At 70.0% G+C, this 24,268-nt stretch carries 17 protein-coding genes and 1 pseudogene; 8 read left to right on the forward strand and 10 right to left on the reverse strand.

All coding sequences use genetic code 11. The features are described from left to right. Window positions 1–90: 90 nt before the first annotated feature. The 3 genes from OG485_RS22675 to OG485_RS22685 form a co-directional block, all read right to left on the reverse strand. On the reverse strand, window positions 91–1,731 hold the full coding sequence (locus tag OG485_RS22675; protein WP_328670414.1) for a hypothetical protein: 1,641 nt from the start codon (window positions 1,729–1,731) through the stop codon (window positions 91–93). Window positions 1,732–1,858: 127 nt separating this feature from the next. After that, a complete protein-coding gene (locus tag OG485_RS22680; protein WP_328670415.1) occupies window positions 1,859–3,154 on the reverse strand; it encodes a M18 family aminopeptidase in 1,296 nt (431 codons plus the stop codon). Between the two features lie 152 nt (window positions 3,155–3,306). Further along, window positions 3,307–5,133 carry an acyl-CoA dehydrogenase gene (locus OG485_RS22685; RefSeq protein ID WP_328670416.1) on the reverse strand — a complete coding sequence of 609 codons (1,827 nt, stop codon included), beginning with the start codon at window positions 5,131–5,133 and terminating at the stop codon, window positions 3,307–3,309. Between the two features lie 142 nt (window positions 5,134–5,275). On the opposite strand from OG485_RS22685, the gene OG485_RS22690 reads away from it, so the two are divergent. The 3 genes from OG485_RS22690 (at window position 5,276) to OG485_RS22700 (ending at window position 8,234) form a co-directional block, all read left to right on the forward strand. Continuing rightward, window positions 5,276–5,767 carry an SseB family protein gene (locus OG485_RS22690; RefSeq protein WP_328450353.1) on the forward strand — a complete coding sequence of 164 codons (492 nt, stop codon included), beginning with the start codon at window positions 5,276–5,278 and terminating at the stop codon, window positions 5,765–5,767. 179 nt (window positions 5,768–5,946) lie between these two features. Beyond that, a complete protein-coding gene (locus OG485_RS22695; RefSeq protein WP_328670417.1) occupies window positions 5,947–6,918 on the forward strand; it encodes a pirin family protein in 972 nt (323 codons plus the stop codon). Between the two features lie 179 nt (window positions 6,919–7,097). Beyond that, window positions 7,098–8,234 (forward strand): AI-2E family transporter, encoded by a 1,137-nt coding sequence (locus tag OG485_RS22700; RefSeq protein ID WP_328670418.1) that lies wholly within the window; start codon window positions 7,098–7,100, stop codon window positions 8,232–8,234. Between the two features lie 98 nt (window positions 8,235–8,332). Here the strand turns inward: OG485_RS22700 and OG485_RS22705 are convergent. Then, window positions 8,333–10,537 (reverse strand): annotated as a pseudogene (locus tag OG485_RS22705) (SpoIIE family protein phosphatase); the annotation flags it as partial. A gap of 167 nt (window positions 10,538–10,704) precedes the next feature. Here OG485_RS22705 and aspS point away from each other — a divergent pair. The 3 genes from aspS to OG485_RS22720 all read left to right on the forward strand — a co-directional run bounded on the left by aspS (window position 10,705) and on the right by OG485_RS22720 (window position 14,815). After that, on the forward strand, window positions 10,705–12,468 hold the full coding sequence (aspS, locus tag OG485_RS22710) for an aspartate--tRNA ligase (protein WP_328450347.1): 1,764 nt from the start codon (window positions 10,705–10,707) through the stop codon (window positions 12,466–12,468). 179 nt (window positions 12,469–12,647) lie between these two features. Continuing rightward, a complete protein-coding gene (locus OG485_RS22715) occupies window positions 12,648–13,610 on the forward strand; it encodes an intradiol ring-cleavage dioxygenase (RefSeq protein ID WP_328670419.1) in 963 nt (320 codons plus the stop codon). 221 nt (window positions 13,611–13,831) lie between these two features. Continuing rightward, window positions 13,832–14,815: an intradiol ring-cleavage dioxygenase gene (locus OG485_RS22720; protein WP_328670420.1), complete on the forward strand. Its 984-nt coding sequence runs from the start codon at window positions 13,832–13,834 to the stop codon at window positions 14,813–14,815. 64 nt (window positions 14,816–14,879) lie between these two features. Here the strand turns inward: OG485_RS22720 and OG485_RS22725 are convergent, their stop codons facing one another. Further along, window positions 14,880–15,836, reverse strand: coding sequence for a hypothetical protein (locus OG485_RS22725; protein WP_328670421.1), 957 nt, complete (start codon window positions 15,834–15,836; stop codon window positions 14,880–14,882). A gap of 79 nt (window positions 15,837–15,915) precedes the next feature. Further along, window positions 15,916–16,341 carry an ATP-binding protein gene (locus tag OG485_RS22730; RefSeq protein WP_328670422.1) on the reverse strand — a complete coding sequence of 142 codons (426 nt, stop codon included), beginning with the start codon at window positions 16,339–16,341 and terminating at the stop codon, window positions 15,916–15,918. 232 nt (window positions 16,342–16,573) lie between these two features. On the opposite strand from OG485_RS22730, the gene OG485_RS22735 reads away from it, so the two are divergent. Then, window positions 16,574–17,431 (forward strand): helix-turn-helix domain-containing protein, encoded by an 858-nt coding sequence (locus OG485_RS22735; RefSeq protein WP_328670423.1) that lies wholly within the window; start codon window positions 16,574–16,576, stop codon window positions 17,429–17,431. Beyond that, window positions 17,428–17,610, forward strand: coding sequence for a DUF397 domain-containing protein (locus tag OG485_RS22740; RefSeq protein ID WP_328670424.1), 183 nt, complete (start codon window positions 17,428–17,430; stop codon window positions 17,608–17,610). Before OG485_RS22735 ends, OG485_RS22740 begins: the two co-directional genes overlap by 4 nt. Before the next feature lie 39 nt (window positions 17,611–17,649). Here OG485_RS22740 and OG485_RS22745 read toward each other — a convergent pair whose 3' ends face one another. The 4 genes from OG485_RS22745 to metG all read right to left on the reverse strand — a co-directional run bounded on the left by OG485_RS22745 (window position 17,650) and on the right by metG (window position 24,249). Beyond that, window positions 17,650–18,396: a hypothetical protein gene (locus OG485_RS22745; protein WP_328670425.1), complete on the reverse strand. Its 747-nt coding sequence runs from the start codon at window positions 18,394–18,396 to the stop codon at window positions 17,650–17,652. A gap of 106 nt (window positions 18,397–18,502) precedes the next feature. Then, window positions 18,503–18,979: a hypothetical protein gene (locus tag OG485_RS22750; protein ID WP_328670426.1), complete on the reverse strand. Its 477-nt coding sequence runs from the start codon at window positions 18,977–18,979 to the stop codon at window positions 18,503–18,505. A 244-nt stretch (window positions 18,980–19,223) separates the two neighbouring features. Continuing rightward, window positions 19,224–22,316 (reverse strand): FG-GAP repeat domain-containing protein, encoded by a 3,093-nt coding sequence (locus tag OG485_RS22755; protein WP_328670427.1) that lies wholly within the window; start codon window positions 22,314–22,316, stop codon window positions 19,224–19,226. 199 nt (window positions 22,317–22,515) lie between these two features. Next, window positions 22,516–24,249 (reverse strand): methionine--tRNA ligase, encoded by a 1,734-nt coding sequence (gene metG / locus OG485_RS22760; RefSeq protein WP_328670428.1) that lies wholly within the window; start codon window positions 24,247–24,249, stop codon window positions 22,516–22,518. Window positions 24,250–24,268: the final 19 nt, after the last annotated feature.

Below are 24,268 nucleotides of genomic sequence, written 5' to 3' on the forward strand. Positions count from 1 at the left end.
AGGACCCGTTCCGGGTACCCGGGACCTCGCGAGCCATGCGGAGGCGAGCCCTCACGTCACGCGCGCCGCCGTTTTCGGCAGCGGCGCGCGTCACGTCACGTCGACGTAGTCCTCGCGGCCGGAGCTCACCAGGTGGGTGCTGTTCGGGTAGAGGAGCACCGCGACCCAGGTGCCGTCCTTCGAGGCCGTGAAGCCCTTGCCGAACGTGCCGTCCGTGCGGGTGGTCGCGTTGCCCATGTCGTACCAGCCGCTGGAGCCCTTGGGCTTGAAGAGGATCTTCACCTTCTGGCCCGCGTAGGCCTTCCAGACGCCCGAGGTGTAGTGCTGGAGCTTGCCCTTGCAGGTGATCGTGCGGCCCTTGCGAACCGGTTCGGGGGAGGCGTTGCCGTCGGTGATCCGGGTCGGGGTGCGCGTGACGTGCACGACGGAGCTGTACGACTCCTGGGAGTCTCTGCTGGCCTTGAAGTGCGCCCGGTAGTAGCCCTTGGAGGACGTGGCGAAGGTGCCCTTGAAGGTCGCGCCGTCGTCCGGCTCGAAGCTGCCGGGTACGACCGTCTTCATCGTCTTCCAGCCGGTCTTCCCGTCGGCCGAGTACTGGAGGTCGACATGGTTGTATATGTCCGCCGGGGCGGACCTGCCGCTGCTCAGCAGCCCCTTGGCGGTCAGCTGGGCGTACTTGTCCAGGCTCGCGGTGAAGTTGGTGATCGACGTCTTCTGGGCGACGTACACCTTGACAGTCCGCAGTTCACTGAACCTCGTGAAGGTGCCGGTGCGCACCTGCGCCTCGACCGTGCCGGACCTCGGCAGCGTCAGCTGTCCGCTGAAGCGGCCGTCGGCGCCCGTGACGGGCCGTGAGGCCACGCCGCTGGACTCGCTGGACCAGATCTCGTCCACTGTGACTCCGGCCAGCGGTTTCCACGCCCCGCCGACGTACACCTCGGCCGTCCCGGAGACCGTCACCGCCTGCCCGGCCTTGACGTCCAGTTCGGCGGCGTCCAGGGTCACGCGGGTGTCCGACTGCACGGCCCTGACCTCGACGCCCTGGTTGGTCCAGGGCTGGTACCAGGGCTCGTCCGGCCGCAGCCAGGCGTTGACGGTGTCGCTGGACGGGTCGGTGACGCGGTAGGTGTAGGTGAAGCGGCCGTCGGCGCCGGTCCTGGTCGTCGCGTCCGGGACGCTGGAGATCCCCAGGTCCACGCGCGTGTTCGCCGCGGGCGTCGTCTCGCCGGTGCGCGGGTCGGTGACCGTGAAGCCGCCGGTGACGGTGACGTGCTGGTGCTCGTAGTCCGGGTTCTGCGGGGTGGCTCGCAGATCCGTGAGGTTCGCCTCGAGCTCGTACTCGTACCCGTACGTGCTCTGGGCGGTGGTGGTGTCCCCGTCGGCGTCGGTCAGGTCGACCACGACGCGGTAGACGCCGAGGTCGTCCAGGCGCAGCGGGGTGGTGGTCCGCCACAGGTTCGCGGAGCCGGTGCTGGAGTCACGGGTGAAGTCGCTGACCTGGGTGATCTCCGGGGCGTCGGCGGCGGAGCCCGGCGCGTACAGGTGTGCGGTGATCGAGGTGATGGCGGTGTCGGACGAGGCGGACACCCACACCAGGCCGTCACCGGGGTGGTCACCGCTGCCGACGCCGTACAGCACCGGCGCCGGCGTCGCGTGCGCGGCGGGTACCGGGCCGAGCAGCAGGGCGGCCGCGACTGAGGCGCAGGCGAGCGCCAGGGATCTTTTTCGCACGTGTGAGTCCCCCCACGAGACCTGATCCGAGGATCATTGAGGATTGAAGCGCAGCGTACGGCGCGACAACCATCTTTGAACAGGTTCAAAAAATAACGATCTCGCGGGGGGACGGGCGGGGCGGGACTCAGCCCTCCAGGAACGCCACCAACGCGTTGGCCAGCAGGAACGGGTCGTCGGCGGCGCAGAGTTCGCGGGCGCTGTGCATGGACAGGATGGCCACGCCGATGTCGACCGTCTTGATGCCGTGCCGTGCCGCCGTGATGGGGCCGATGGTGGTGCCGCAGGGCATGGAGTTGTTGGAGACGAAGGACTGGAACGGCACGCCGGCCTTCTCGCAGGCGGCGGCGAACACGGAGCGGCCCGAACCGTCGGTGGCGTAGCGGTTGTTGACGTTCACCTTGAGGATGGGGCCGCCGCCCGCGCGCGGGTGGTGCGTCGGGTCGTGCCGCTCGGCGTAGTTGGGGTGCACGGCGTGGCCGGTGTCGCAGGAGAGACAGACGGTGCCGGCGAAGGCGCGCGCCCGGTCCTCGTAGGAACCGCCGCGGGCGAAGACAGAACGTTCCAGCACACTGCCGAGCAGCGGTCCGTCGGCGCCGGTGTCGCTCTGCGATCCGTTCTCCTCGTGGTCGAAGGCGGCGAGGACCGGGATGTACGACAGTCCGGAGCCGGCCGCCGCGACCGCCGCCAGCGCGGCCGTGGCCGCGTGCACGGACAGCAGGTTGTCCATGCGCGGCCCGGCGAGCAGCTCGTTGTCGCGGCCCAGATAGGAGGGGCGCTCGATCGAGTGGGTCATCAGGTCCCAGCCCGTGACCTCGCCCGCGGGCAGCCCCGACTCCTCCTCCAGGAAGGCGATCAGATCGCCCTCGCGGGCGTCGCCGAGTCCCCAGACGGGCTGGAGGTGGCGCTGCTTGTCGAGCTTGAGCCCTTCGCTGCTGACGGAACGGTCCAGGTGGATGGCGAGCTGCGGCACGCGCAGCAGGGCGCGGTCGACGTTGACCAGACGGGTCGAGCCGTCGCGCAGCGACAGGCGTCCGGCCAGGCCGAGGTCACGGTCGAGCCAGGAGTTCAGCAGCGGGCCGCCGTAGATCTCCACGGCGACCTGGCGCCAGCCGTGCGCGCCGGTGTCGGGCAGGGGCTTGACCCGCAGGTTCGGGGAGTCGGTGTGCGCGCCGATGATCCGGAACGGGGTGTGCGGCTCGGCGCCCTCGGGCACGTACCAGGCGATGATCGCCCCTCCGCGCAGTACGTACTTCCCGCCGCTGCTTCCTTCCCACGCGTCGGTCTCGGCGACCTGACGGAATCCGGCCTTCTCCAGCCGCTCGGCGGCGGTCGCCACGGCGTGGTACGGCGTCGGGCTCGCCGCGAGGAAGGACATGAGGTCGTCGGTGTGGCCGCGGTCGAAGCGGGTGGGTGCACTCATGGGTTCACCTTAACGACGCACGAGGGCCCGCTCCCGGGGTTGGGAACGGGCCCTCGTAAGGGGGATGTGAAGGGCGGACACCTCGGGACACCTGAACGCGGGGACAGGTGCCCGGGGCGGTGCCCGCCCGTCGGGACAGGCGCCGGCGGCTCCTAGAAGGCGGCCTCGTCCAGCTCCATCAGGTCCAGGTCGACGCCCTCGGCGAGCTTGCGGGCACCGGTGACGCCCGGCAGCACGGTGGCGGCGAAGAACTTCGCGGCCGCGATCTTGCCGGTGTAGAAGGGCTTGTCCTTGGCGGAGGCGGTCTCCAGCTTCTCCGCGGCGACGGCGGCACCGCGCAGCAGCAGGTAGCCGACGACCACGTCACCGGAGGCCATCAGGAGGCGGGTGGTGTTGAGGCCCACCTTGTAGATGTTCTTGACGTCCTGCTCGGTGGCGGCCAGGTCGGTCAGCATCAGGCCGACGATGGCCTCCAGCTCGACGGCGGCCTTGGCGAGCTGCTCGCGGGCCGCGGAGAGGTCCTCGCCGCCGGTGCCGAGCGCCAGGAACTTCTTGATGTCCTCGGCGAGGGAGTTCAGCGCCGCGCCCTGGTTGCGGACGATCTTCCGGAAGAAGAAGTCCTGGCCCTGGATCGCGGTGGTGCCCTCGTACAGGGTGTCGATCTTGGCGTCGCGGATGTACTGCTCGATCGGGTACTCCTGCAGGAAGCCGGAGCCGCCGAAGATCTGGAGCGACTGGGCGAGCAGCTCGTAGCCCTTCTCGGAGCCGTAGCCCTTCACGATCGGCAGGAGGAGGTCGTTCATGGCCTCGGCGGCGGCGGTGTCCTCGCCGGCGGCCTCCAGGACCTGGATCTCGTCCTGGACCGCGGCGGTGTGCAGGACCAGGGCGCGCATGCCCTCGGCGTACGCCTTCTGCGTCATGAGCGAGCGGCGCACGTCCGGGTGGTGCGTGATGGTGACCTTGGGCGCGGCCTTGTCCATGAAGTCGGCCAGGTCGGTGCCCTGGACGCGCTCCTTGGCGTACTCCAGCGCGTTCAGGTAGCCGGTCGACAGCGTGGAGATGGCCTTCGTGCCGACCATCATGCGGGCGAACTCGATGATGCGGAACATCTGGCGGATGCCGTCGTGCTTGTCGCCGATCAGCCAGCCCTTGGCGGGGTGGCGGTCGCCGAAGGTCATCTCGCAGGTGTTGGAGGCCTTGAGGCCCATCTTGTGCTCGACGTTCGTCGCGTACGCGCCGTTGCGCTCGCCCAGCTCGCCGGTCTCGAAGTCGAACTCGTACTTCGGGACGAGGAAGAGGGACAGGCCCTTGGTGCCGGGGCCGTGGCCCTCGGGGCGGGCGAGGACGTAGTGGAGGATGTTCTCCTCCATGTCGTGCTCACCGGAGGTGATGAAGCGCTTCACGCCCTCGATGTGCCAGGAGCCGTCCGCCTGCTGGATGGCCTTGGTGCGGCCGGCGCCCACGTCGGAGCCGGCGTCCGGCTCGGTGAGCACCATGGTGGAGCCCCAGCGCTTCTCGACGGCCATCGTCGCGATGTGCTTCTGGACGTCGTTGCCCTCCTCGAAGAGGATGCCCGCGAACGCGGGGCCGCTGGAGTACATCCAGACCGCCGGGTTCGCGCCGAGGATCAGCTCCGCGTAGGCCCAGATCAGGGAGCGGGGCGAGGTGGAGCCGCCGATCTCCTCGGGCACGCCGAGACGCCAGTACTCGGAGTCCATGAACGCCTTGTACGACTTCTTGAAGGAAGCCGGGACCGGCGCGGTGTTGGTCTCGGGGTCGAAGACCGGCGGGTTGCGGTCGGCGTCCGCGAAGGACTCGGCGAGCTCGTTCTCCGAGAGGCGGGTCAGCTCCTCGAGGATGCTCTTGGCGGTGTCCGTGTCCATTTCCGCGAACGGGCCGGTGCCGTACAGCTTGTCGCGCCCGAGCACCTCGAAGAGGTTGAACTCGATGTCGCGGAGATTCGACTTGTAGTGCCCCATGGCGACGGCTCCGTAAGGGATCGGCGAGGCACTGACTCCTCGCATATTTGTCACGTACCAGCAAGTAGCTACGATGATGCTACCCGCCAGTAATAAGAAGCAACCCCGGGTAGGCCATATGTGGCCCACTACTCTTTGACGCATGTACGGCTACGAGCAGAACGCAGGCGCCCAGCAGGGGTACGTCCCGCCGCAGCAGCAGATGCCCGGCCAGATGCCGGACGGGCAGATGTCCGGCGGGTACGGCCAGCAGCCGCCCCTGTACCCCGAGCCGTCCCCGCCGTCCCTGCCGGACGCGGTCCGGGCGTTCACCACGGGTGCCATGGCGGCCGAGGACTTCCAGCAGGTCTTCGCCACCTCGAAGGTCTACTGCCCGCGCGGTGACAACCCCGGATTCCTCGCGCTGCACAACACCCAGCAGCCTGTCATCCCGATGTTCAGTTCGCTCAAGGAGCTGCGCCGGTACGCGGGCAAGGAGTCCAAGTACTTCGTGATCACCGGAGCCGAGGTGATCGACCTGCTGCCCACGGGCTACGGCTTCGTGATCGACATGGAGGGCAAGCACCGCATGGTCTTCGACGCGAAGGCCGTGGAGCAGATGGTGGACTTCGCGATGCGCCGTATGTACGGCTGACGGTCCGCCGCGGGTGCCCCGGCGCCCTGGTGTCCCGGCGCCCCGGCGCCCCGGTGTCCGCTCGACCGGATGCCTCTCGAACCTGTGCCGCCCGGAGGGAATGTCCTCCGGGCGCGCGTCGTTACGGGTAGCAGAAAGTTCAACCCTCAACTAAACTCGAAGCGCAAGGAGGTACCGACATGCCCGCAGTGACTGTCGAGAACCCGCTGGCCCTGCCCCGTGTGGCCGCGCCGGCCGACGCGGTGGACCGTCCCGTGCTCACCGTGACGACCGCGCCCCAGGGCTTCGAGGGCGAGGGTTTCCCGGTCCGCCGCGCGTTCGCCGGGATCAACTACCGGCACCTGGACCCGTTCATCATGATGGACCAGATGGGTGAGGTGGAGTACGCGCCGGGCGAGCCGAAGGGCACCCCCTGGCACCCCCACCGCGGCTTCGAGACCGTGACCTACATCATCGACGGCATCTTCGACCACCAGGACTCCAACGGTGGCGGCGGCACGATCACCAACGGCGACACCCAGTGGATGACGGCCGGGTCCGGCCTGCTCCACATCGAGGCGCCGCCGGAGCACCTGGTGATGTCGGGTGGCCTCTTCCACGGGCTCCAGCTGTGGGTGAACCTGCCGGCCAAGGACAAGATGATGGCCCCGAGGTACCAGGACATCCGGGGCGGCACCGTGCAGCTGCTCAGCACCCCGGACGGCGGCGCGCTCCTGCGGGTCATCGCCGGTGAGCTCGACGGCCACCAGGGACCGGGCATCACGCACACCCCGATCACCATGGTCCACGCCACACTGCGGCCCGGCGCCGAGATCACCCTGCCGTGGCGCGAGGACTTCAACGGCCTCGCCTACGTGCTGGCCGGACGCGGCAGCGTGGGCGCGGACCGCCGCCCGGTCCACACCGGCCAGACCGCCGTCTTCGGCACGGGCTCCTCGCTGACCGTCCGGGCCGAGGAGAAGCAGGACTCCAGCACGCCCGACCTGGAGGTCGTGCTGCTCGGAGGTCAGCCGATCCGTGAGCCGATGGCCCACTACGGCCCGTTCGTGATGAACACCCGCGACGAGCTCCAGCAGGCCTTCGAGGACTTCCAGAAGGGCCGCCTGGGGACGATCCCGGCGGTGCACGGGATGTCGGAGGGCGGGCTGTAGGCCTTTCCGGCCCCTGGGCCTTGCCTGGGGTCCGGGGCCCTGGTGAAGGACAGCGCTCGCGGAAGCCCCGTCCGGTCCGCCGGACGGGGCTTCCGCGCGCCGGGGGTTCCTCGCGGGGTTCCTCCCCCGTTCGGACTTCCCGGAGCGCCGGTCCGGCTGACGCATGGTCAGCTGGCAGGGTGCAGCTACTCCCCGAGGGTGCCCGGCGGTTGGCGGCCTGGTGTGTCGTGATCCTGCTGGGCGCCGGGGTCGGATGGGTGGGGATCCTGCTGTGCGGGGAGTTCCGCACGGCGGTGGTGCCGGTGCTGCTCGCGCTGCTCGGGACCGCGCTGCTCGGACCGCTGTACCGGCGGATGGTCAAGGCCCGGATCAACCGCTCGCTCGCCGCCGCCCTGACCTGCGTCGCGGTGGCCGTCGTGGTCGGCGGCGCCGTCTACGTCGTCGTCGCCGCGCTCTTCCACACCGGCGCCCAGATCGTGTCCTCCCTCCGGCAGGCCTCGCGTTCCGTCGCCGAGCACTTCGGCGCGGCGGGCACCTCGCTCGACGACATCGCCGCCAACTCCAAGGACCTGCTGGCCAAGTTCGGCGGCACGGCCGCGTCCAACGTCGTCAGCGGCGTCAGCGTCGTGGCCGAGACCCTCGCCATGTGTTTCCTCGCCCTGCTGCTCGTGTTCTTCTTCCTGCGCGACTCGCACAAGGTGGCCGGATCACTGCGGTCGCTCGCGCCCCGGGGGACCGCCGACGTCGTCGAGGCCATGGCCCGGCGCGCCTACGCGGCCGTCGAGGGCTTCATGCGCGGGACGACGATCATCGCGCTCATCGACGCCCTCTGCATCACCGTCGGACTCCTGGTCCTGCGCGTCCCGGGCGCCGTCGGACTCGGCGCGCTGGTCTTCGTGGGGGCGTACATCCCGTATCTCGGCGCGTTCCTCTCCGGCGCGGTGGCCGTCCTGGTCGCGCTCGCCGACCGGGGGTTCGTCATCGCCCTGTGGACGCTCGGGCTCGTGCTCGCGATCCAGATGCTGGAGGGATACGGCCTCCAGCCGATGATCCAGAGCCGGCAGGTGCAGATGCACCCGGCGGTGGTGCTGCTCGCGATCACGGCGGGCGCCTCCGTGGCGGGCGTCCTCGGCATGCTGCTCGCCGTCCCCCTGACGGCGGCGGCCTTCGGCGTCCTGCACGAACTCCGTGTGCGCTACGAGCCGGAAGGGCCGGAAGGGTCCGGAGGACCGCCGGGTCCGGAGGACTCGAAAGGACCGGGGGCGCCGGGATTCCCCGGAGTGCCGGGAGCGCCGGGACCGTCGGCGGACGCGTAGCCGTCGGCCGGCCGGTCGCCGTCGGCGGATCCCCGGCCCTCCATGGCGCCCGGATCCGCCGGTCCGCCGAAGTCCACCGCCTCGGCGAACGTGTCCCACGTGCCCAGCGGCGCGGAGTCGTCCGAGGCCGCCGACTCGCCGGAATCCGTGTCCGCCGCCTCGGAGAACTCGAACCAGATGCTCTTGCCCTCGCCCCGCGGGTCCACCCCCCACGTGTCCGCGAGCATCTCGACGAGCACCAGTCCCCGTCCGGACGACGCCAGCTCCCCGGGATGGCGCCGGTGAGGCAGGGCGTCGCTGCCGTCGGTGACCTCGACCCGTATCCGCCGCTTGCCCGGCTCGCCCGTCACCTCGGCGACGAGCAGCGCGTCCACGTCGGTGTGCACGAGGACGTTGGTGACCATCTCGGAGACGAGCAGGACCGCGGAGTCGAGCTGGTCGGCGGAGGCCCAGTCGTGCAGGAGCTCCCGCAGCTGCTGACGGGCGTCCGCGATCCGCTCGGGCTCGGCCTGCGCCACGGTCAGCACCGTGCGGCGCAGCAGCGGCCGTACGGGCGGCGCCGTGTCGCCGCCGTCACCCTCCAGGGGCAGCCGGGACAGCAGCAGCACCGCTATGTCGTCCTCGCGCCTGTCGGCCAGCGGACCGGTGGTGTGGTGGGAGGAGGGCCCGTGCACGGCCTGGACGAGCGCGTCGGCGAGGTCCTCCATGTCGCCGTCGTGGGATTCGAGCGTCCGGCGGATCCGGCGCCAGCCGGTGTCGAGGTCGTGGCCGCCGGTCTCGATGAGCCCGTCGGTGCAGATCAGCATGGTCTCGCCCGGCTCCAGGAGGAGCCGGGTGGTCGGGTAGTCGGCGTCCGGGTCGATGCCGAGCGGCATCCCGCCCGCCGTGGGCCGCATCAGCACGGTCCCGTCCGCCATCCGTATCGCGGGATCGGGATGCCCGGCGCGCGCGATGTCCAGCGTCCCGGTCGCCGGGTCGACCTCGACGTACAGACAGGTCGCGAAGCGCACATCGGCGGGGTCCGCCGGTTCCTCGTCCGCGTCGGCGCCGCCGCTGGACCCGTAGGTCACCGAGTCGGTGACCCCGTAGAGGAAACGCGCCGCCCGTGACAGCACCGCGTCGGGGCGGTGGCCCTCGGCGGCGTAGGCGCGCAGGGCTATCCGGAGCTGGCCCATCAGACCGGCGGCGCGGACGTCGTGGCCCTGCACATCGCCGATGACCAGGGCGCAGCGGCCGGCCGGCAGCGGGATCACGTCGTACCAGTCGCCGCCGACCTGGAGGCCGCCGCCGGTCGGGACATAGCGCGCGGCGACGCTCATGCCCGGCATCCGCGGGCCGAGCGTCGGCATCATCGAGCGCTGAAGGCCGTCGGTCAGCTCCCGCGCGGTCTCGGCGGCTCCGGCGCGCGAGAGGGCCTGCGCGAGCATGCGGGCGACGGTCGTCAGGACCGAGCGCTCGTCGGGCGTGAAGGTGACGGGGTAGGTGAAGGCCGCCATCCATGCGCCCATGGTGCTGCCGGCGACCGTGAGCGGCAGGAACGCCCAGGACTGCCGGCCGAAGTGCTGGGCGAGGGGCCAGGACGCCGGGTAGCGGTCCTTGTACTCGTCGGGGGAGGAGAGGTAGACCGCGCGGCCCGTACGGACGACCTCGGCGGCCGGATAGTCCGTGGCCAGCGACATGTGGGAGAAGGGGCCCTCGTCGCCCGGCTGGTGCCCGTGGTGGCCGATGATCGTCAGCCGCTCGCCCTCCGCGCCGAAGACGGCGAGGCCGTCCGGGGAGAATCCGGGCATCGACAGCCCCGCCGCCACCCGCAGCACCTCCGCCGTGGACCGGGCCTCGGCCAGCGCTCGTCCGGCGTCCAGCAGGAACGCCTCCCGCGAGCGGCGCCAGTCCCCGGTGACAGGGGTGCGCGCGGCTGCGTCCGGAGGCTGCTCGCTGACCTCCTGGAGGGTGCCGATCAGCTCGTACTGCCCGGTGTCGGGGTCGACGAGCGGCTTGGAGCGGCTGCGGACCGTGCGGAGCACCCGGCCGTGCTCGTCCATGATCCGCATCTGGGCCTCGGCGAGCGTGCCCTCGGCCACCGCGAGGTGCACCACCCCGTCCATCTCGTTCCAGTCGACGGGGTGGACATGCGAGCGGGCACCCGCCTCGGTGAGGGTCGTCAGCTCCGCGGGCACGCCGATCAGCCGTGCGGCCTCCGCGTCGAAGGTGACAAGTCCCGAGGCGCTGTCCCAGCGCCACACGCCGGTGGCGAGTGCGGCCAGGACGTCCCCCACGGCGGGCAGGGGCTCACCAGTGCGCATGCGCCCACTGTAGGAACAGGTGATCGGTGCCTGCCACCGATGGCCGTCACCGAGGCCCGTCACGGCGTGGAGCGGCTAATGAGGAGGAGGCGACCTGGGCTGGCCGGTACCCTGGGGGTGTTTCACGTGAAACAGGCCCCCAATCCGCGAAGACTGGATGAACGACGATGCATCGGTACAGGTCCCACACCTGCGGCGAGCTCCGCGCCTCTGACGTCGGCACCGACGTCCGGCTGAGCGGCTGGCTGCACAATCGCCGAGACCTGGGTGGCATCCTCTTCATCGATCTGCGCGACCACTACGGCATCACGCAGCTCGTCGCCCGCCCCGGCACCCCCGCCTACGAGGCCCTCGACAAGGTCTCGAAGGAGTCGACCGTCCGCGTCGACGGCAAGGTCGTCTCGCGCGGCACGGAGAACGTGAACCCGGAGCTGCCGACCGGCGAGGTCGAGGTCGAGGTGAGCGAGGTCGAGCTGCTCGGCGCCGCCGCCCCGCTGCCGTTCACGATCAACGCCGAGGACGGTGTGAACGAGGAGCGCCGCCTGGAGTACCGCTTCCTCGACCTGCGCCGCGAGCGCATGCACCGCAACATCCTGCTGCGCACGGCCGTGATCTCCGCGATCCGTCACAAGATGACGGCGCTGGGCTTCAACGAGATGGCCACCCCGATCCTCAGCGCCACCTCCCCCGAGGGCGCGCGCGACTTCGTGGTCCCCTCCCGGCTGAACCCCGGAAAGTTCTACGCGCTTCCGCAGGCGCCGCAGCAGTTCAAGCAGCTGCTGATGATCTCCGGCTTCGACCGTTACTTCCAGATCGCGCCCTGCTTCCGCGACGAGGACGCCCGTGCGGACCGTTCGCCGGGCGAGTTCTACCAGCTCGACGTGGAGATGTCCTTCGTCGAGCAGGAGGACGTGTTCCAGCCCATCGAGAAGCTCATGACGGAGCTGTTCGAGGAGTTCGGCGGTGACCGTCACGTCACCTCGCCCTTCCCGCGCATCCCGTTCCGCGAGTCGATGCTGAAGTACGGCTCCGACAAGCCGGACCTGCGGGCCCAGCTCGAGCTCACCGACATCACCGACATCTTCGAGGGCTCGGAGTTCAAGGCCTTCGCGGGCAAGCACGTGCGCGCCCTGGCAGTGCCGGACGTGGCCGGTCAGAGCCGGAAGTTCTTCGACGGCCTCGGTGACTACGCGGTCGAGCAGGGCGCGAAGGGCCTGGCCTGGGTGCGCGTGGGCGAGGACGGCTCGCTGACCGGCCCGATCGCCAAGTTCCTCACCGAGGACAACGTCGCCGAGCTGACCAAGCGTCTCTCCCTGGCCGCCGGTCACGCGGTGTTCTTCGGCGCGGGCGAGTTCGACGAGGTCTCGAAGATCATGGGCGCGGTGCGGGTCGAGGCCGCGAAGCGCTCGGGCAACTTCGAGGAGAACGTCTTCCGCTTCTGCTGGATCGTCGACTTCCCGATGTACGAGAAGGACGAGGACACCGGGAAGATCGACTTCTCGCACAACCCGTTCTCGATGCCGCAGGGCGGTCTGGAGGCCCTGGAGACCCAGGACCCGCTGGACATCCTCGGCTGGCAGTACGACATCGTCTGCAACGGCGTGGAGCTGTCCTCCGGCGCGATCCGGAACCACGAGCCCGAGATCATGCTCAAGGCCTTCGAGATCGCCGGCTACGACCGGGAGACCGTCGAGGAGCAGTTCGCCGGCATGCTGCGCGCCTTCCGCTTCGGCGCCCCGCCGCACGGCGGGATCGCCCCGGGCGTCGACCGCATCGTCATGCTGCTCGCGGACGAGCCGAACATCCGCGAGACGATTGCGTTCCCGCTCAACGGCAACGCGCAGGACCTGATGATGGGCGCGCCCACGGAGCTGGACGAGACCCGCCTGCGCGAACTGCACCTCACGGTGCGCAAGCCGCAGCCGAAGTAGGCACTGCCGAGGTGGTCACGGCCGAAGTGGCCGCGGCCGCGGTAAGGCAAGCCTTTCAACTGGCTTGATCGCAAAGGGACTTGAAGTCGACGTCGATTTCAGGTCCCTTTCGCGTGCCCGTGGCAAAGACCGCTGTTTTCTCAGCCTGCTGACAGCCTTCCTACCTAACTTCCGGGCGCATGACAGTGAATGGACAGCACCAGGAACCCCAGGTCCCCCAAGTGCCTCAGGAAAACGGTGAACTGACGCGCCGCAAGGTCGTGGTCGTCGGCGCGGGCGCGCTCGCGGTGGCCGGCCTCGGCGGCAGCGCCTTCGCGGCGAACGCGGTCGCGCAGGACAGAGAACCGGCGGCCGGGGAGAGCGCCGAGGCCTGCTACCGGCTGACGTCGGAGGCGGTCGAGGGCCCGTACTACATCGACGCGGACAAGATCCGCCGGGACGTCAGAGAGGACCGCGAAGGCATCCCCCTGCTCCTCAGTCTCAAGGTGATCGACTCCGAGACCTGCAAACCGATCCGGAACGCGGCCGTCGACATCTGGCACTGCGACGCCGCAGGCGTCTACTCCGGCTACGAGAACCAGGGCAACGGCGGCGGTGGCGGCCCCGCTCCCACCGGCGAGCCGCCGACCGGTGCGCCCACGGGACCGCCCCCGACCGGTATGCCGGGCGGCGGTCACCAGGAGCCGACGGACGACACACGCTACCTGCGCGGCACCTGGCGTACGGACCGGCACGGCCACGTCTCCTTCAAGACGGTCTTCCCGGGCTGGTACCGGGGCCGCTGCGTCCACATCCACACCAAGGTGCACGTGGACGGCGAGTGGACCGACGCCGGTTACGAGGGCGGGCACGCGTGCCACACCGGCCAGTTCTTCTTCGACGAGGAGTCCGTCCTGGCCTCGGCGGTGGTGGAGCCGTATTCCGCCAACGCCACCGAGCGCACCACGCTCACCGAGGACACGATCTACGACCAGAGCGGTACCCAGGGCGGCCTGCTCAGGCTGCGCTACGACAAGCGGGACATCACCAAGGGCGTCCATGCGTCGCTCACGGTCGGCGTCGACCCTGGCGCGACGGAGGACGGCCAGGGCGCGCCGCCCCAGGCGAGTGTGTCGGCGTCACCATCGGCTTCGGCGAGCTGACGGACTGACGGACCGGCGGTCTCCGGTCCCCGCCCTTCACGGCCGGGGACCGGACCCTCCTGGAAACCTCACCGGAGCCCCGCAGGAATCCAGAGGGGCCGCTCTGCAGCGGTCTGCCGTCTCATGGGGGGGCGCCGAGGGGCGGCGGGCCGGGGAGGAAGCCTGGATTCCATAGGCCTTTCCCACGCCCCTGACAGGCCCGCCTCCTAGCGTCCCTGCCCATGACGGGAAACGCCGAGAACAGCCATGGGAACGAGCAAGGCCCCAAGCACAAACGCGATCTGACGCGCCGTAAGGTCGTCGTCGCCGGTGCCGGTGCGGTCGCCGCTGTCGGTGTGGGCGGGACGGTCGCCGCCGGCGCCTTCGCCGGGGAGGCGAAGGGGAAGGGTGCGACCGCCTCGGCGAGCGCCACCGCCTCCGAGGTCTGCTACAAGCTCACCTCCGAGACCACCGAGGGCCCTTACTACATCGACGCGGACAAGATCCGCCAGGACATCACCGAGGACGAAGAGGGCATCCCCCTGACCCTCAAGCTCAAGGTGATCGACGCGGACACCTGCAAACCGGTGAAGAACGCGGCGGTCGACATCTGGCACTGCACCGCGCTGGGCATCTACTCCGGTTACGAGGCGATGGGCAGCGGCGGTGGCGGTGGCGGCGGCACCCCGCCCTCCGGCTCCCCCTCCGACGCCCCCTCGGGCACGCCCACAGGTGAGCCCCCGTCGGGCGCTCCCTCCGGCGGCACCGGCGGCGGCCACTCGGAGCCGACCGACGACGAGCGCTACCTCCGGGGCACCTGGAAGACCGACAAGCACGGCTACGTCACCTTCAAGACGGTCTTCCCGGGCTGGTACCAGGGCCGCGCCGTCCACATCCACACGAAGGTCCACGTCGACGGCACCTGGACCGACGCGGGCTACGAGGGCGGCCACACCTGCCACACCGGCCAGTTCTTCTTCGACGAGAAGTCGGTCCTGGCGTCGGCCGAGGTGTCCCCGTACTCCACGAACACCGCCACCCGCACCACGCTCACCGAGGACACGATCTATCCCCAGAACGGCCATGAGGGTGGCCTGCTGTACCTCAAGTACGACAAGAAGAACATTGCCAAGGGCGTCCACGCCGACCTGACGATGGGCGTCGCCCCGGACGAGACCCACGACAGCACGGACACCCAGCCGAGCGCGTCGGCTTCGGCGTCCTGACCCCTCCCGGCACACGGGGGCCCGGAACACCACGGGTTCCGGGCCCTCCCCGTGCGGGGCTTGATCAGCTCTGCTCCGAAGTGCTCTCCGGGCCGCGCGGGGCTTCGCCGAACAGTTCCTCGGCGTGCGCGACCGTGCCGGCCCGGTCGAGCCAGTCGCCGAGACGGTCCAGGTCGGTGCAGGTGGTGATCCGCGTACGGACGTCGTCGGAGACGGTCAGCCCGCGCACCTCCAGCACCCGAAGGACCCCCTTCGCCTCCCCCTCGGCCACGCCTTGGATCATGCCTTCTGCCTTGCCTTCTGCCTTGCCTTCAGCCTTGCCCTCGAGATAGGCCGTCTCGCGGACGGTTCCCCTGCCGGGGAAGTAGGTGACGAAGCTCAAGATTTCCCTCCATTTGTCGCCGGCGGGGGTGTTCCCCAGATTGACGTCCAGGAACTCGTAGAAGTAGTCGGAGGCTTGCCGGTCCATCGCCTGCAGGGCACGGCCCAGCGCTTCCAGTATGGCGTCGATGTCGTGGCTGTGGGCGTGAGCGAGGGCGGAGAACACGGCCATCGCGGGCTTACGTGCCGCGGTTCTCTCGTCGGTGATCACCGGGAGGTTGTCGGGTCCGATGACCATGGGGTACGTCCGCTGGGCGGTCCAGCCGCGGGCTCCGCAGTCGAAGGGGCCGGTCGCCCACTTGGTCGTGGCCCGGTCGCGGCAGATGACGAGAAGCAGCACCGGCAGGCCGTACTTGGCCTGGAGATAGGCGACGTAATAGGCCCAACTCGACGCCTTCTTCGGGTCTCGTCGCTCCTGGGCCTCGACGGCCAGCAAGAAGTCGTCCCCGTCGGAAGGACCGACGCGCAACACGGTGTCGATGCGGCGTTCCACCGGCTTGGTCTCCGTCGCGTCGGGGGTGACCGCGTCCACCGTCGCCTTCTCGGGTAACGCGATACCCAGTACCCCGAAGACAGGGGCGAGGATCTCGGGCCGGTCCTGGAAGATCCGGTGCAGGCCCTCGTGAGCTGATGTGACCATGTGCGCAACCTAGGTTGATCAAGGGCCGAGGTGTCCGGCCGATGCGTGTCGTTCACTCTTTCGGGGACCGGCGAAACGTTCACGCCGCCGTGGTCAGTTCGCACCAGATGAACTTGCCCGTGCCTCGCGGGTCCTGGGCTTTGCCGAGCAGGTGCCAGCCCCAGCCGTCCGCACATTCCTGTACGAGGGTGAGGCCGCGTCCCGTTTCACCGAATGCCGCTGGTGGGGCGGGTGCCGGCGGGGTGGGGTCCGCGTCCCACACGCCGATGCGGAGCACCCCGCGGGCCCAGCGGAGACGTATGGCCGCAGGGCCCCTGGTGTGCTGTACGGCGTTGGTGACCAGCTCGGCCGCCGCGAGTTCGGCCACCTCCGCGAGATGCGGCAGGCCGTGCAGGGCGAGGATCAGGCGCAGGGTGCGGCGGCAGATCGTGACGGCTCGGGGGTCGTTGGGGATGGAGAGGGTGTACTCCCAGCGGTCGGCATCGAGTTCGCCGGTTTCGGGCATGCGGACTCCTGGTCAGGGAGGGGGTGCGGGCTTCGGGCGGTGGCAGTGTCGCCGCCGCCGTGGCAGGGCGGGGCGGTGCGCTTCCGGGCTCCCGGTGTTCCGCAGGGTGTGCGTCGCGTCACTGACGGTAGGGCATTAATTTCTGCCTGTGCAAGTCGCTCGCGTAATCTGACTCCGGACGAGCGAGACCAACCGGCGCTCGCGCAAGGCCCATTGAGAGGAACAGGCGCGCATGCCACCGAGGAGACAGCCGACTGCTCGTCAGGTCCGCCTCGGCACTGAGCTGCGACGACTCCGCGACGCTGCCGGAATGACCGCTCGGGACGTCGCCCGGTTCCTGGGGTCGACCTCGGCGCAGATGAGTCAGATGGAGGCGGGGATCGCCGGGGTCAGCGAGAAGCGCTTGCGCAGGCTCGCGGCGCACTACGCCTGCTCGGACGAGGCGTTGATCGATGGCCTCGTTGAGATGGCCGCAGATCGAACGCGCGGCTGGTGGGATGAGTACGCGCAGGTCCTGCCGCAGGTATTCGGCGACTTGGCGGAGCTGGAGCACCATGCGCGCTTCATGCAGGTGATCGCCACCGCGCACGTACCCGGTCTGCTGCAGACGGAGGACTACGCCCGCGCTGTGCTTGCCTACCGGGTTCCCGAGCTTCCGGACAGTGAGCTGAAGCCCAGGCTGGCCCATCGGATGCGCCGAAAGGCGGTCCTTTCGCGAGAGGGGGCGCCTCCCTACGAAGCGGTAGTACACGAATCAGCGTTGCGCACCCGCGTCGCGGATCGGCGAGTGGCCCGCGCCCAGCTCGACGAGTTGCTGCGGGCCTCGGAGCGGCCCAATATCTCGGTACGGGTGATTCCGTTCGACGTCGACGGATTCGCCGGGGCCAGTTCGATGATGTTGTATGCGGGCGGTCAGGTGACCGCGTTGGACACCGCGCAGCGGGACGCGCCGTACGGCTCGGTTTTCCTCGATGCCTCCGCTCAACTCCTCGCCATGCGAACGCTCTTCCGTAAAGTGGAGTCGGCATCTCTTGAGCCCGCGAAGTCGCGGGACTTCATGCACCGCCTGGCGAAGGAAATCCAGTCGTGATCCAGTGGCAGAAGTCCTCGCTCTCCGGCCCCGGTGACGGCAATGAGTGCGTAGAACTGGCCCGCGCCGACGGCACGTTGCTGTTCCGCGAGAGCGATGACCCCGACCGGGTACTTCCGGTCACCCGGGACGGACTGGCCGCCCTGCTGCGGCGGCTTCGGGCGGGCAGTCCTGGGTGATCATCCAGGGCTGCCCGCCCGGTCGTCCCGTGGCTGCTGTCAGGCGTGCTGGGCCTTTGTCATGCGGGCGACTTCTTTTCGGATGAGGGCCAGGGGGAAGTGGTTGCTGTTGTCCAGGTCCAGCGTCGAGAAGGTCGCGGTGACGCCGCCGACTCTCACGAGGATGTGCCGCTGGTTCTGCATGGGGGCAGGTAGACCGCCGGGCAGGTCTGGCGCCTCCAGCTTCACCGGGGTGGTGACCCGGAAGGCGATCGACTCGTCGCCGAGCCGGGGGGCCTTCTCCGGCGCGACGTGCGAGGTGTACTTCCCCCCGCGGCTGTCGCCGGTGAAGTCGTGGCAGGTTGTCAGTGACGTACGGACACGGTCGATCGCCTTCTCGGCTCCTGTGCCTTCGTAGGAGGCGAGGGTGTTGCCGCCGGGCAGGATGCTGCCCTTCCAGGTGATGTTCTGGTCCACGACGGCCGATGCGCCGACGGCGTGGGGGGCGTCGAGGAGCGTCTCGCAGGAGGGGTCCGAGACCGGCGGGTAGGTGCTGTCGGAGTCGGCGGGTGATCGCTCGTCCGCCGAGACGGCCAAGCTGTCCGGCACGTCTTCATCGGTGAGGGCGATGGACTTCAGGGCCTCGGCGGAGAGCGGCGGTCCCGGCGCGGTGGACGGGGTCGAGGCGCCGCCGGGTGAACTGCTTGCCGCCGGGGAGCCGGGCGTTCCCCCGCCCGTACCGGCGCAGGCGGTGATCCCCCACGCGGTCAGTGCCGCGCCCACCAGCAGCCACCTGTTTCCCCGCACACGCACCCGCACCCGCACTCGTGCCCCCCAGCCCCTCGTGACTCAAGGGACCTGATGCTAACGGCCGGGGGCGCTTGTCAGGGTCACGTCGGGAAGGAGGATCCGCTCAGGTGTCGTACGTGCCGTCCCACGGTTCGGAGAAGCCGAGGCCGTCCGGGTACAGCTCGGCCCAGGCCTCGCCCTCGTCCACGCCCGTCACGAGGCCGAACCGGACGCCGTCGGCGGTGAGCTGGAACGGCCGTATCGCGATGTCCGTGTACGAGCGCCGGGGCAGACTGCGGAGCAGCTTCGCCAGGTGGACGCGGGCGCGTGACAGCACCGAGTATTCGCCCTGGACGGCTCGCTGCTGTTCGGCCCAGGTGCCGGCGCACCAGACCTCCGAGTCGCGGTAGCGGCCCTCGGCATCGAAGGTGTGGAGCACCACGTACAAACGTTTGTGCTCTTCCCAGCCGTCGTCGGGACGGAACCCTTCGGGGAAGGCGTACGTGATCGACGCCAGGAACTGACCGTCCGCGTACCGGCCTATGGTCTCGGTGCGGTGCTTCGGTTCGTAGGCGATCGGAATGACCTCGGGGACTGCCATGGCGGAAACCATACGGGTGACCGAGGGCCTTGTGGCGCCGGGGTCCATTACGGATCGGCGGCATCGGACAGAGGGTGGCTTTCCCGGCTGTTCGCCGGGTCGTCACCGGGCTCTCACCTGGTCTTCCGTGCTGTCCGGCCGCTCCCGGGCGCCGGGTCGGCGGCCTCGGCGGGCATGGCCCCGGAGACGCGGAAAGGGGGCACGGGACGTGTCGTCCGTGCCCCCTTTCCGGAGGTGAGGAGCCTCAGGAGATCGACCGGTATCCGCCCCAGCCGGTGGCGATCCTCGTGCGCGAGCCGAACGATCCCCTGCCGTCCCCGCTGTTGCGGTACAGATTGCCGCTGGTGTCCCGGGAGACCAGATCGGCCCTGCCGTCGTCGGTGATGTCACCGACCCCGATGACGGCGTTGTACGAGCCGCCCCAGTCGGCGAACACCTTCACGCGGGCGGCGAAGGTTCCGTCCCCCTTGCCGTTGTAGCGGTAGAGGGTGTTGGACGTGTCCTGCGCGAGCAGGTCGCCGATGCCGTCGCCGTTGAGGTCACCGGCCCCGACGATCTTCTTGTAGCCCTTCCAGCTGTCGTAGAGCTTCACGCGGGCGGAGAGCGTTCCCGCGCTCGTCCCCTTGTAGAGGTAGACGGTCCCGGTGGACGCGACGCGCGCGATCAGGTCGGGCCGGCCGTCACCGCTCACGTCGCCGGGCGAGGTCAGGACGTCGTACTGGGTCCAGCCGCTGCTCGCGAGCGTGGTGTACGACGTCTTCGGGGTGACCGCGGTGCCGCAGTGCGGCTTGTACGCCCGCAGGGCGCCGCTGCTCAGCCGGACGAGGACGTCGTTGCAGCGGTCCCCGTTGAGATCGCCGAACGGCACGGCCTTGATGCCGGCGGCCCAGCCGGAACCGCTGATCTTCTCGCCGAACGTGCCGCTGCCGGTGCCCGACTGGAAGGTCAGACCGCCGGACGAGTTCAGGGTGAGGAGGTCGCCGCGGCCGTCCGGTCCTTCCGCGCTGGAGAAGTCGTGCCGCACCGGCGCGCCTCCCTCCAGGAAGCCCTTGCCGGTCGCGACGGTGACCGCCGAGGCGGTGCCGGTGCCCGTGGCCTTGAGGGTCCAGGTGTACTGCCCGTTCGGGAAGCGGGCGTTGTCGACCGTCGTGCCGTACCAGTCCGTGGCCGCCCAGACGGTGGACGCGCCTCCGGTGACCGTGCGGGTCGCCTTGCCCCGCGCGCCGCTCTGGACGGAGGTGAAGGTCACCGACCAGGAGGTGACCGGGCGGGACAGCAGCCAGGAGCCGTGGAAGGGCGACGTGCCGGAGCCGACGTAGTCCGATGCCTCGGACCTGAAGGCCGTCACGGCCGACGGCGTGACACCGGTCCTGGCGATGTGCGTCCGCTCGTACAGGTCGGTCCAGGCCACCAGGCCCGTGTACTCGTCCACGGTCCACTTGAAGCGGCGGTCCATGGCGAGGCCGGTGTCGGCGACATCGGTCGTGAGCACACGGCTGGTGCCGGTGGCCGCGTCCGTCAGCACCAGGGTGCCCGCGGCACGGTCGTGGCGGACGGTGAAGCCGTCGCCGAGCAGCACGTCGCCGCCGTTCACCGTGCGGGAGGTGGCGGCCTTGGAGTCGTACACGCCGGCCGAGCCGTCGCCGCACGTCCAGTACACCCAGCGGCCCGCCGCCTGGAGTTCGCCCGGCACGCAGGACATGCCCGGCACGGTCACCGTCGCGAGGGTCTTGTCCTCGGTCAGGCTGTACGAGGTGAGCTTGCCGGTCGTCGAGGCGCTCCAGAGGGTCGAGCCGTTCAGCGCGGCGGCGCGCACCGACCGCTTCAGCTTCTGTCCCTGGCCGAACTCGCCGATGTACTGCATCGGGGAGGTGCCCCCGGAGTCGTAGACCGCGTAGTTGTCCGAGACGTCGACGATGTGGCCGCCCGTGGTGCCGAACTCCAGGGTCCAGTCCGAGGAGCCGTCCAGCATGGCGACCAGTTTGTCCTTACCGGTCAGACCGGTGTCGGTGGTGCCGAGGAAGGCGTCCCGCGGGCTGTTGCCGAGGTTGCCCCAGAGCGTCGAGCAGGCCACACCCGTGTACGCGCAGCGCGTGAGCACCTTGTCCCCGGCCTCCGGCGCGGAGGCGCTGAGCTGCCCGCCGACCACGGCGAGCGTGCGCAGCGAGGTGGTGTCCATGGTGCCGCTCGGGTCGTCCTCGGCGAGGCGCAGGCTGCCCCGGCTGAGCGCCAGGCCGGTCTTCGCGTTCTCCGTCGCCGGAATCTGGGCCAGCTGCTCCAGACCGGGCGTGCCGTCCGCGGCCTCGGTGAAGCGCCGCACCCACCAGTCGCTCGCGCCGGTGCCGCCGGTGACCAGGGCGGCATTGCCGGACGGGCGAACGATGTACGCCCCCGCCTTGGCCACCAGGGTCTGTGAGGAGCCGTCCTTCAGGGAGACGGCCCGCAGCTCGCTGGTGCCGGTGCCGGTGTGCAGCGGGAGCAGCAGCCAGTCGCCGGAGAGCACCGGGGCGCCGTCGAGCTGGGCACCGGGCGCGGGCAGATCGATCACCTGCTCGTCGGCGGCCGGGTCCGTGCGCGGTTTGACACGCAGGTCGCCGCCGACCGGGTCGTACCAGCCGATCCGGTCGTCACTGAGGACGGTGTACGGCCGCGCGTCCATGCCGGAGAAGGCCCTGGTGGTGGTGGCCGTGGCCAGGTCGAGGTAGTACAGGTGGCTGTCGACCTTGAACAGCACGCCGTGCGCGTCGGCGGCGGTGATGGAGCCCGAGGTGATCCGGGTGCCGGCCGGGGTGATGGCGCGGGAGCGCCAGGTGCCGTCGACGAGGTCGTGCACCGCGTACTCGGTGAGGACCGTCCGTCCGGCCAGCCCCCGGTACGCCTCGTCCGAGGTGAACGACGACGTCGTCCGGGTCGCCGGGTCCCACAGGGCTACGGAACCGGCCGACGGCAGCGCGACCAGGTCGGCGTCGCTGCCGTACCAGGCGGTGGGGCAGGTGGACGAGCCGAGGCTCGCGCAGACACCCGTGGGCGCGTACACGCCGTCGGCGGTCCTGACGACCGTGCTCGTGCCGGTGGCGTAGTCCGTCCACAGCAGTCCGGTGATCCCGGTCTGCCGGTGCAGGAAGCCGCTCGTGCCGGCCACCAGGGGGCGGTCGGCGCGCGGCTGTGTGCCGACGGGGTCGGCCAGGGTGATCTCGGAGGTGGACCCGGCCGGTGCGGCCGGGTCCGCCGAGGCGCCGTTCTGCGGCAGAACGGCGATGGTGGCGGCCGCCACGGCGACCGCTATGGAGGAGACGGCCGCGGCCAGGCCGCGCCGTCTCGGGGCGTGTCTGCCCACGTGAACTGTCCCTCCCCGCGAGGGCCCCCGCCCTCGCACAAGTGCGCGGATGCTAACAGGAGGTGACAGTGGGCCTGAAGGTCAGGGTGCGGTAAAGCCGCTGGTGGGACCGGGCGTATCAGCCTGTCGTCGGAGGGTCGTGGTACGCGAGGAGCCCGGGAACGGTTCGTTCCCGGGCTCCTGTAGAGCGGTCGTCCGGTTACTCCGGCGCGCCGCCGAAGCGCTCCTTGTACGACTCCAGGTCCTCGTCCGTGATCTTGGCGAAGAGGACCGGGGGAACGGTGAAGGGGGTTCCGGCGGGCAGGAAGGACAGGGCGCGGGCCTCGTCGGCGCTCACCCAGGTCGCCGTGTCGTCCGCGAGGGCGAAGGCGGAGCGCATCGCGCGGGCGGACGCCGGGATGAAGGGTTCCGAGACCACCGAGTACAGGTGGATCAGGTTCATCGCCGTACGGAGCGTCAGCGCGGCGCCCTCGGGGCTGGTCTTGATCTCCAGCCAGGGGGCCTTCTCCTCCAGGTAGGAGTTGCCCGCGGACCACAGGGCGCGCAGCGCGGCGGCCGCCTTGCGGTACTGGAGGGCCTCCATCTGGGTCTCGTACTCCGCGAGCAGGCCCGCGATCTCCACGCCCAGCTTCGCCTCGGCCTCGCCGGCCTCCGCACCCGCCGGGACCTCCTCGCCGAAGCGCTTCTTGGAGAAGGACAGGACGCGGTTGACGAAGTTGCCGAGGGTGTCGGCCAGGTCCTTGTTGACCGTGGCCGTGAAGTGCTCCCAGGTGAACGACGAGTCGTCCGACTCGGGGGCGTTGGCGATGAGGAAGTAGCGCCAGTAGTCGGCGGGCAGGATGTCCAGCGCGTGGTCCGTGAAGACACCGCGCTTCTGGGACGTGGAGAACTTCCCGCCGTAGTACGTCAGCCAGTTGAAGGCCTTGACGTAGTCGACCTTCTTCCACGGCTCGCGCACGCCCAGCTCGGTGGCCGGGAACATCACGGTGTGGAAGGGCACGTTGTCCTTCGCCATGAACTGCGTGTAGCGGACCGGGTTCTCGCCGGAGTCCGCGTCGTACCACCAGGACTTCCAGTCACGGTTCTCCGCGTCCTGGCCGGACCGGTCGGCCCACTCCTTCGTCGCGCCGATGTACTCGATCGGGGCGTCGAACCAGACGTAGAAGACCTTGCCCTCGGCCGCCAGCTCCGGCCAGGTGTCGGCCGGGACCGGGACGCCCCAGTCCAGGTCACGGGTGATCGCGCGGTCGTGCAGGCCCTCGGTCAGCCACTTGCGGGCGATGGAGGAGGCGAGCTGCGGCCACTCGGACTCGTGGCGGGCCACCCACTCCTCGACCTCGTGCTGGAGCTTCGACTGGAGGAGGAACAGGTGCTTGGTCTCGCGGACCTCCAGGTCCGTCGAGCCGGAGATCGCCGAACGCGGGTCGATCAGGTCCGTGGGGTCGAGCACGCGCGTGCAGTTCTCGCACTGGTCGCCGCGGGCCTTGTCGTAACCGCAGTGCGGGCAGGTGCCCTCCACATAGCGGTCCGGCAGGAAACGGCCGTCGGTGGGCGAGTACACCTGACGGATCGCGCGCTCCTCGATGAAGCCGTTCTCGTTCAGGCGGCGCGCGAAGTGCTGCGTGATGTCGCGGTTCTCCGGGCTGGAGCTGCGGCCGAAGTAGTCGAAGGCCAGCTCGAAGCCGTCGTACACGGCCTTCTGCGCGTCGTGCGCCTGCGCGCAGAACTCGTCGACCGGCAGGCCGCGCTCCTTGGCCGCCAGCTCGGCGGGGGTGCCGTGCTCGTCCGTCGCGCAGATGTACAGGACGTCGTGGCCGCGCTGGCGGAGGTACCGGGAGTACACGTCCGCCGGGAGCATGGACCCCACCATGTTGCCCAGGTGCTTGATCCCGTTGATGTACGGAAGGGCGCTGGTGATGAGGTGTCGAGCCATCGCGGGCTGCTCCCAGGTC

The organism is Streptomyces sp. NBC_00328, assembly GCF_036139655.1.
GTDB lineage: Bacteria > Actinomycetota > Actinomycetes > Streptomycetales > Streptomycetaceae > Streptomyces.

What these genes read in the sequence shown, in the direction of transcription:
- metG (WP_328670428.1), bottom strand. Translation starts at nt 24,249, where the DNA reads ATGGCTCGACACCTCATCACCAGCGCCCTTCCGTACATCAACGGGATC.
- OG485_RS22695 (WP_328670417.1), top strand. Translation starts at nt 5,947, where the DNA reads ATGCCCGCAGTGACTGTCGAGAACCCGCTGGCCCTGCCCCGTGTGGCC.
- OG485_RS22720 (WP_328670420.1), top strand. Translation starts at nt 13,832, where the DNA reads ATGACGGGAAACGCCGAGAACAGCCATGGGAACGAGCAAGGCCCCAAG.
- OG485_RS22750 (WP_328670426.1), bottom strand. Translation starts at nt 18,979, where the DNA reads ATGGCAGTCCCCGAGGTCATTCCGATCGCCTACGAACCGAAGCACCGC.
- OG485_RS22680 (WP_328670415.1), bottom strand. Translation starts at nt 3,154, where the DNA reads ATGAGTGCACCCACCCGCTTCGACCGCGGCCACACCGACGACCTCATG.
- OG485_RS22730 (WP_328670422.1), bottom strand. Translation starts at nt 16,341, where the DNA reads ATGCCCGAAACCGGCGAACTCGATGCCGACCGCTGGGAGTACACCCTC.
- OG485_RS22715 (WP_328670419.1), top strand. Translation starts at nt 12,648, where the DNA reads ATGACAGTGAATGGACAGCACCAGGAACCCCAGGTCCCCCAAGTGCCT.
- OG485_RS22685 (WP_328670416.1), bottom strand. Translation starts at nt 5,133, where the DNA reads ATGGGGCACTACAAGTCGAATCTCCGCGACATCGAGTTCAACCTCTTC.
- OG485_RS22690 (WP_328450353.1), top strand. Translation starts at nt 5,276, where the DNA reads ATGTACGGCTACGAGCAGAACGCAGGCGCCCAGCAGGGGTACGTCCCG.
- OG485_RS22735 (WP_328670423.1), top strand. Translation starts at nt 16,574, where the DNA reads ATGCCACCGAGGAGACAGCCGACTGCTCGTCAGGTCCGCCTCGGCACT.
- aspS (WP_328450347.1), top strand. Translation starts at nt 10,705, where the DNA reads ATGCATCGGTACAGGTCCCACACCTGCGGCGAGCTCCGCGCCTCTGAC.
- OG485_RS22725 (WP_328670421.1), bottom strand. Translation starts at nt 15,836, where the DNA reads ATGGTCACATCAGCTCACGAGGGCCTGCACCGGATCTTCCAGGACCGG.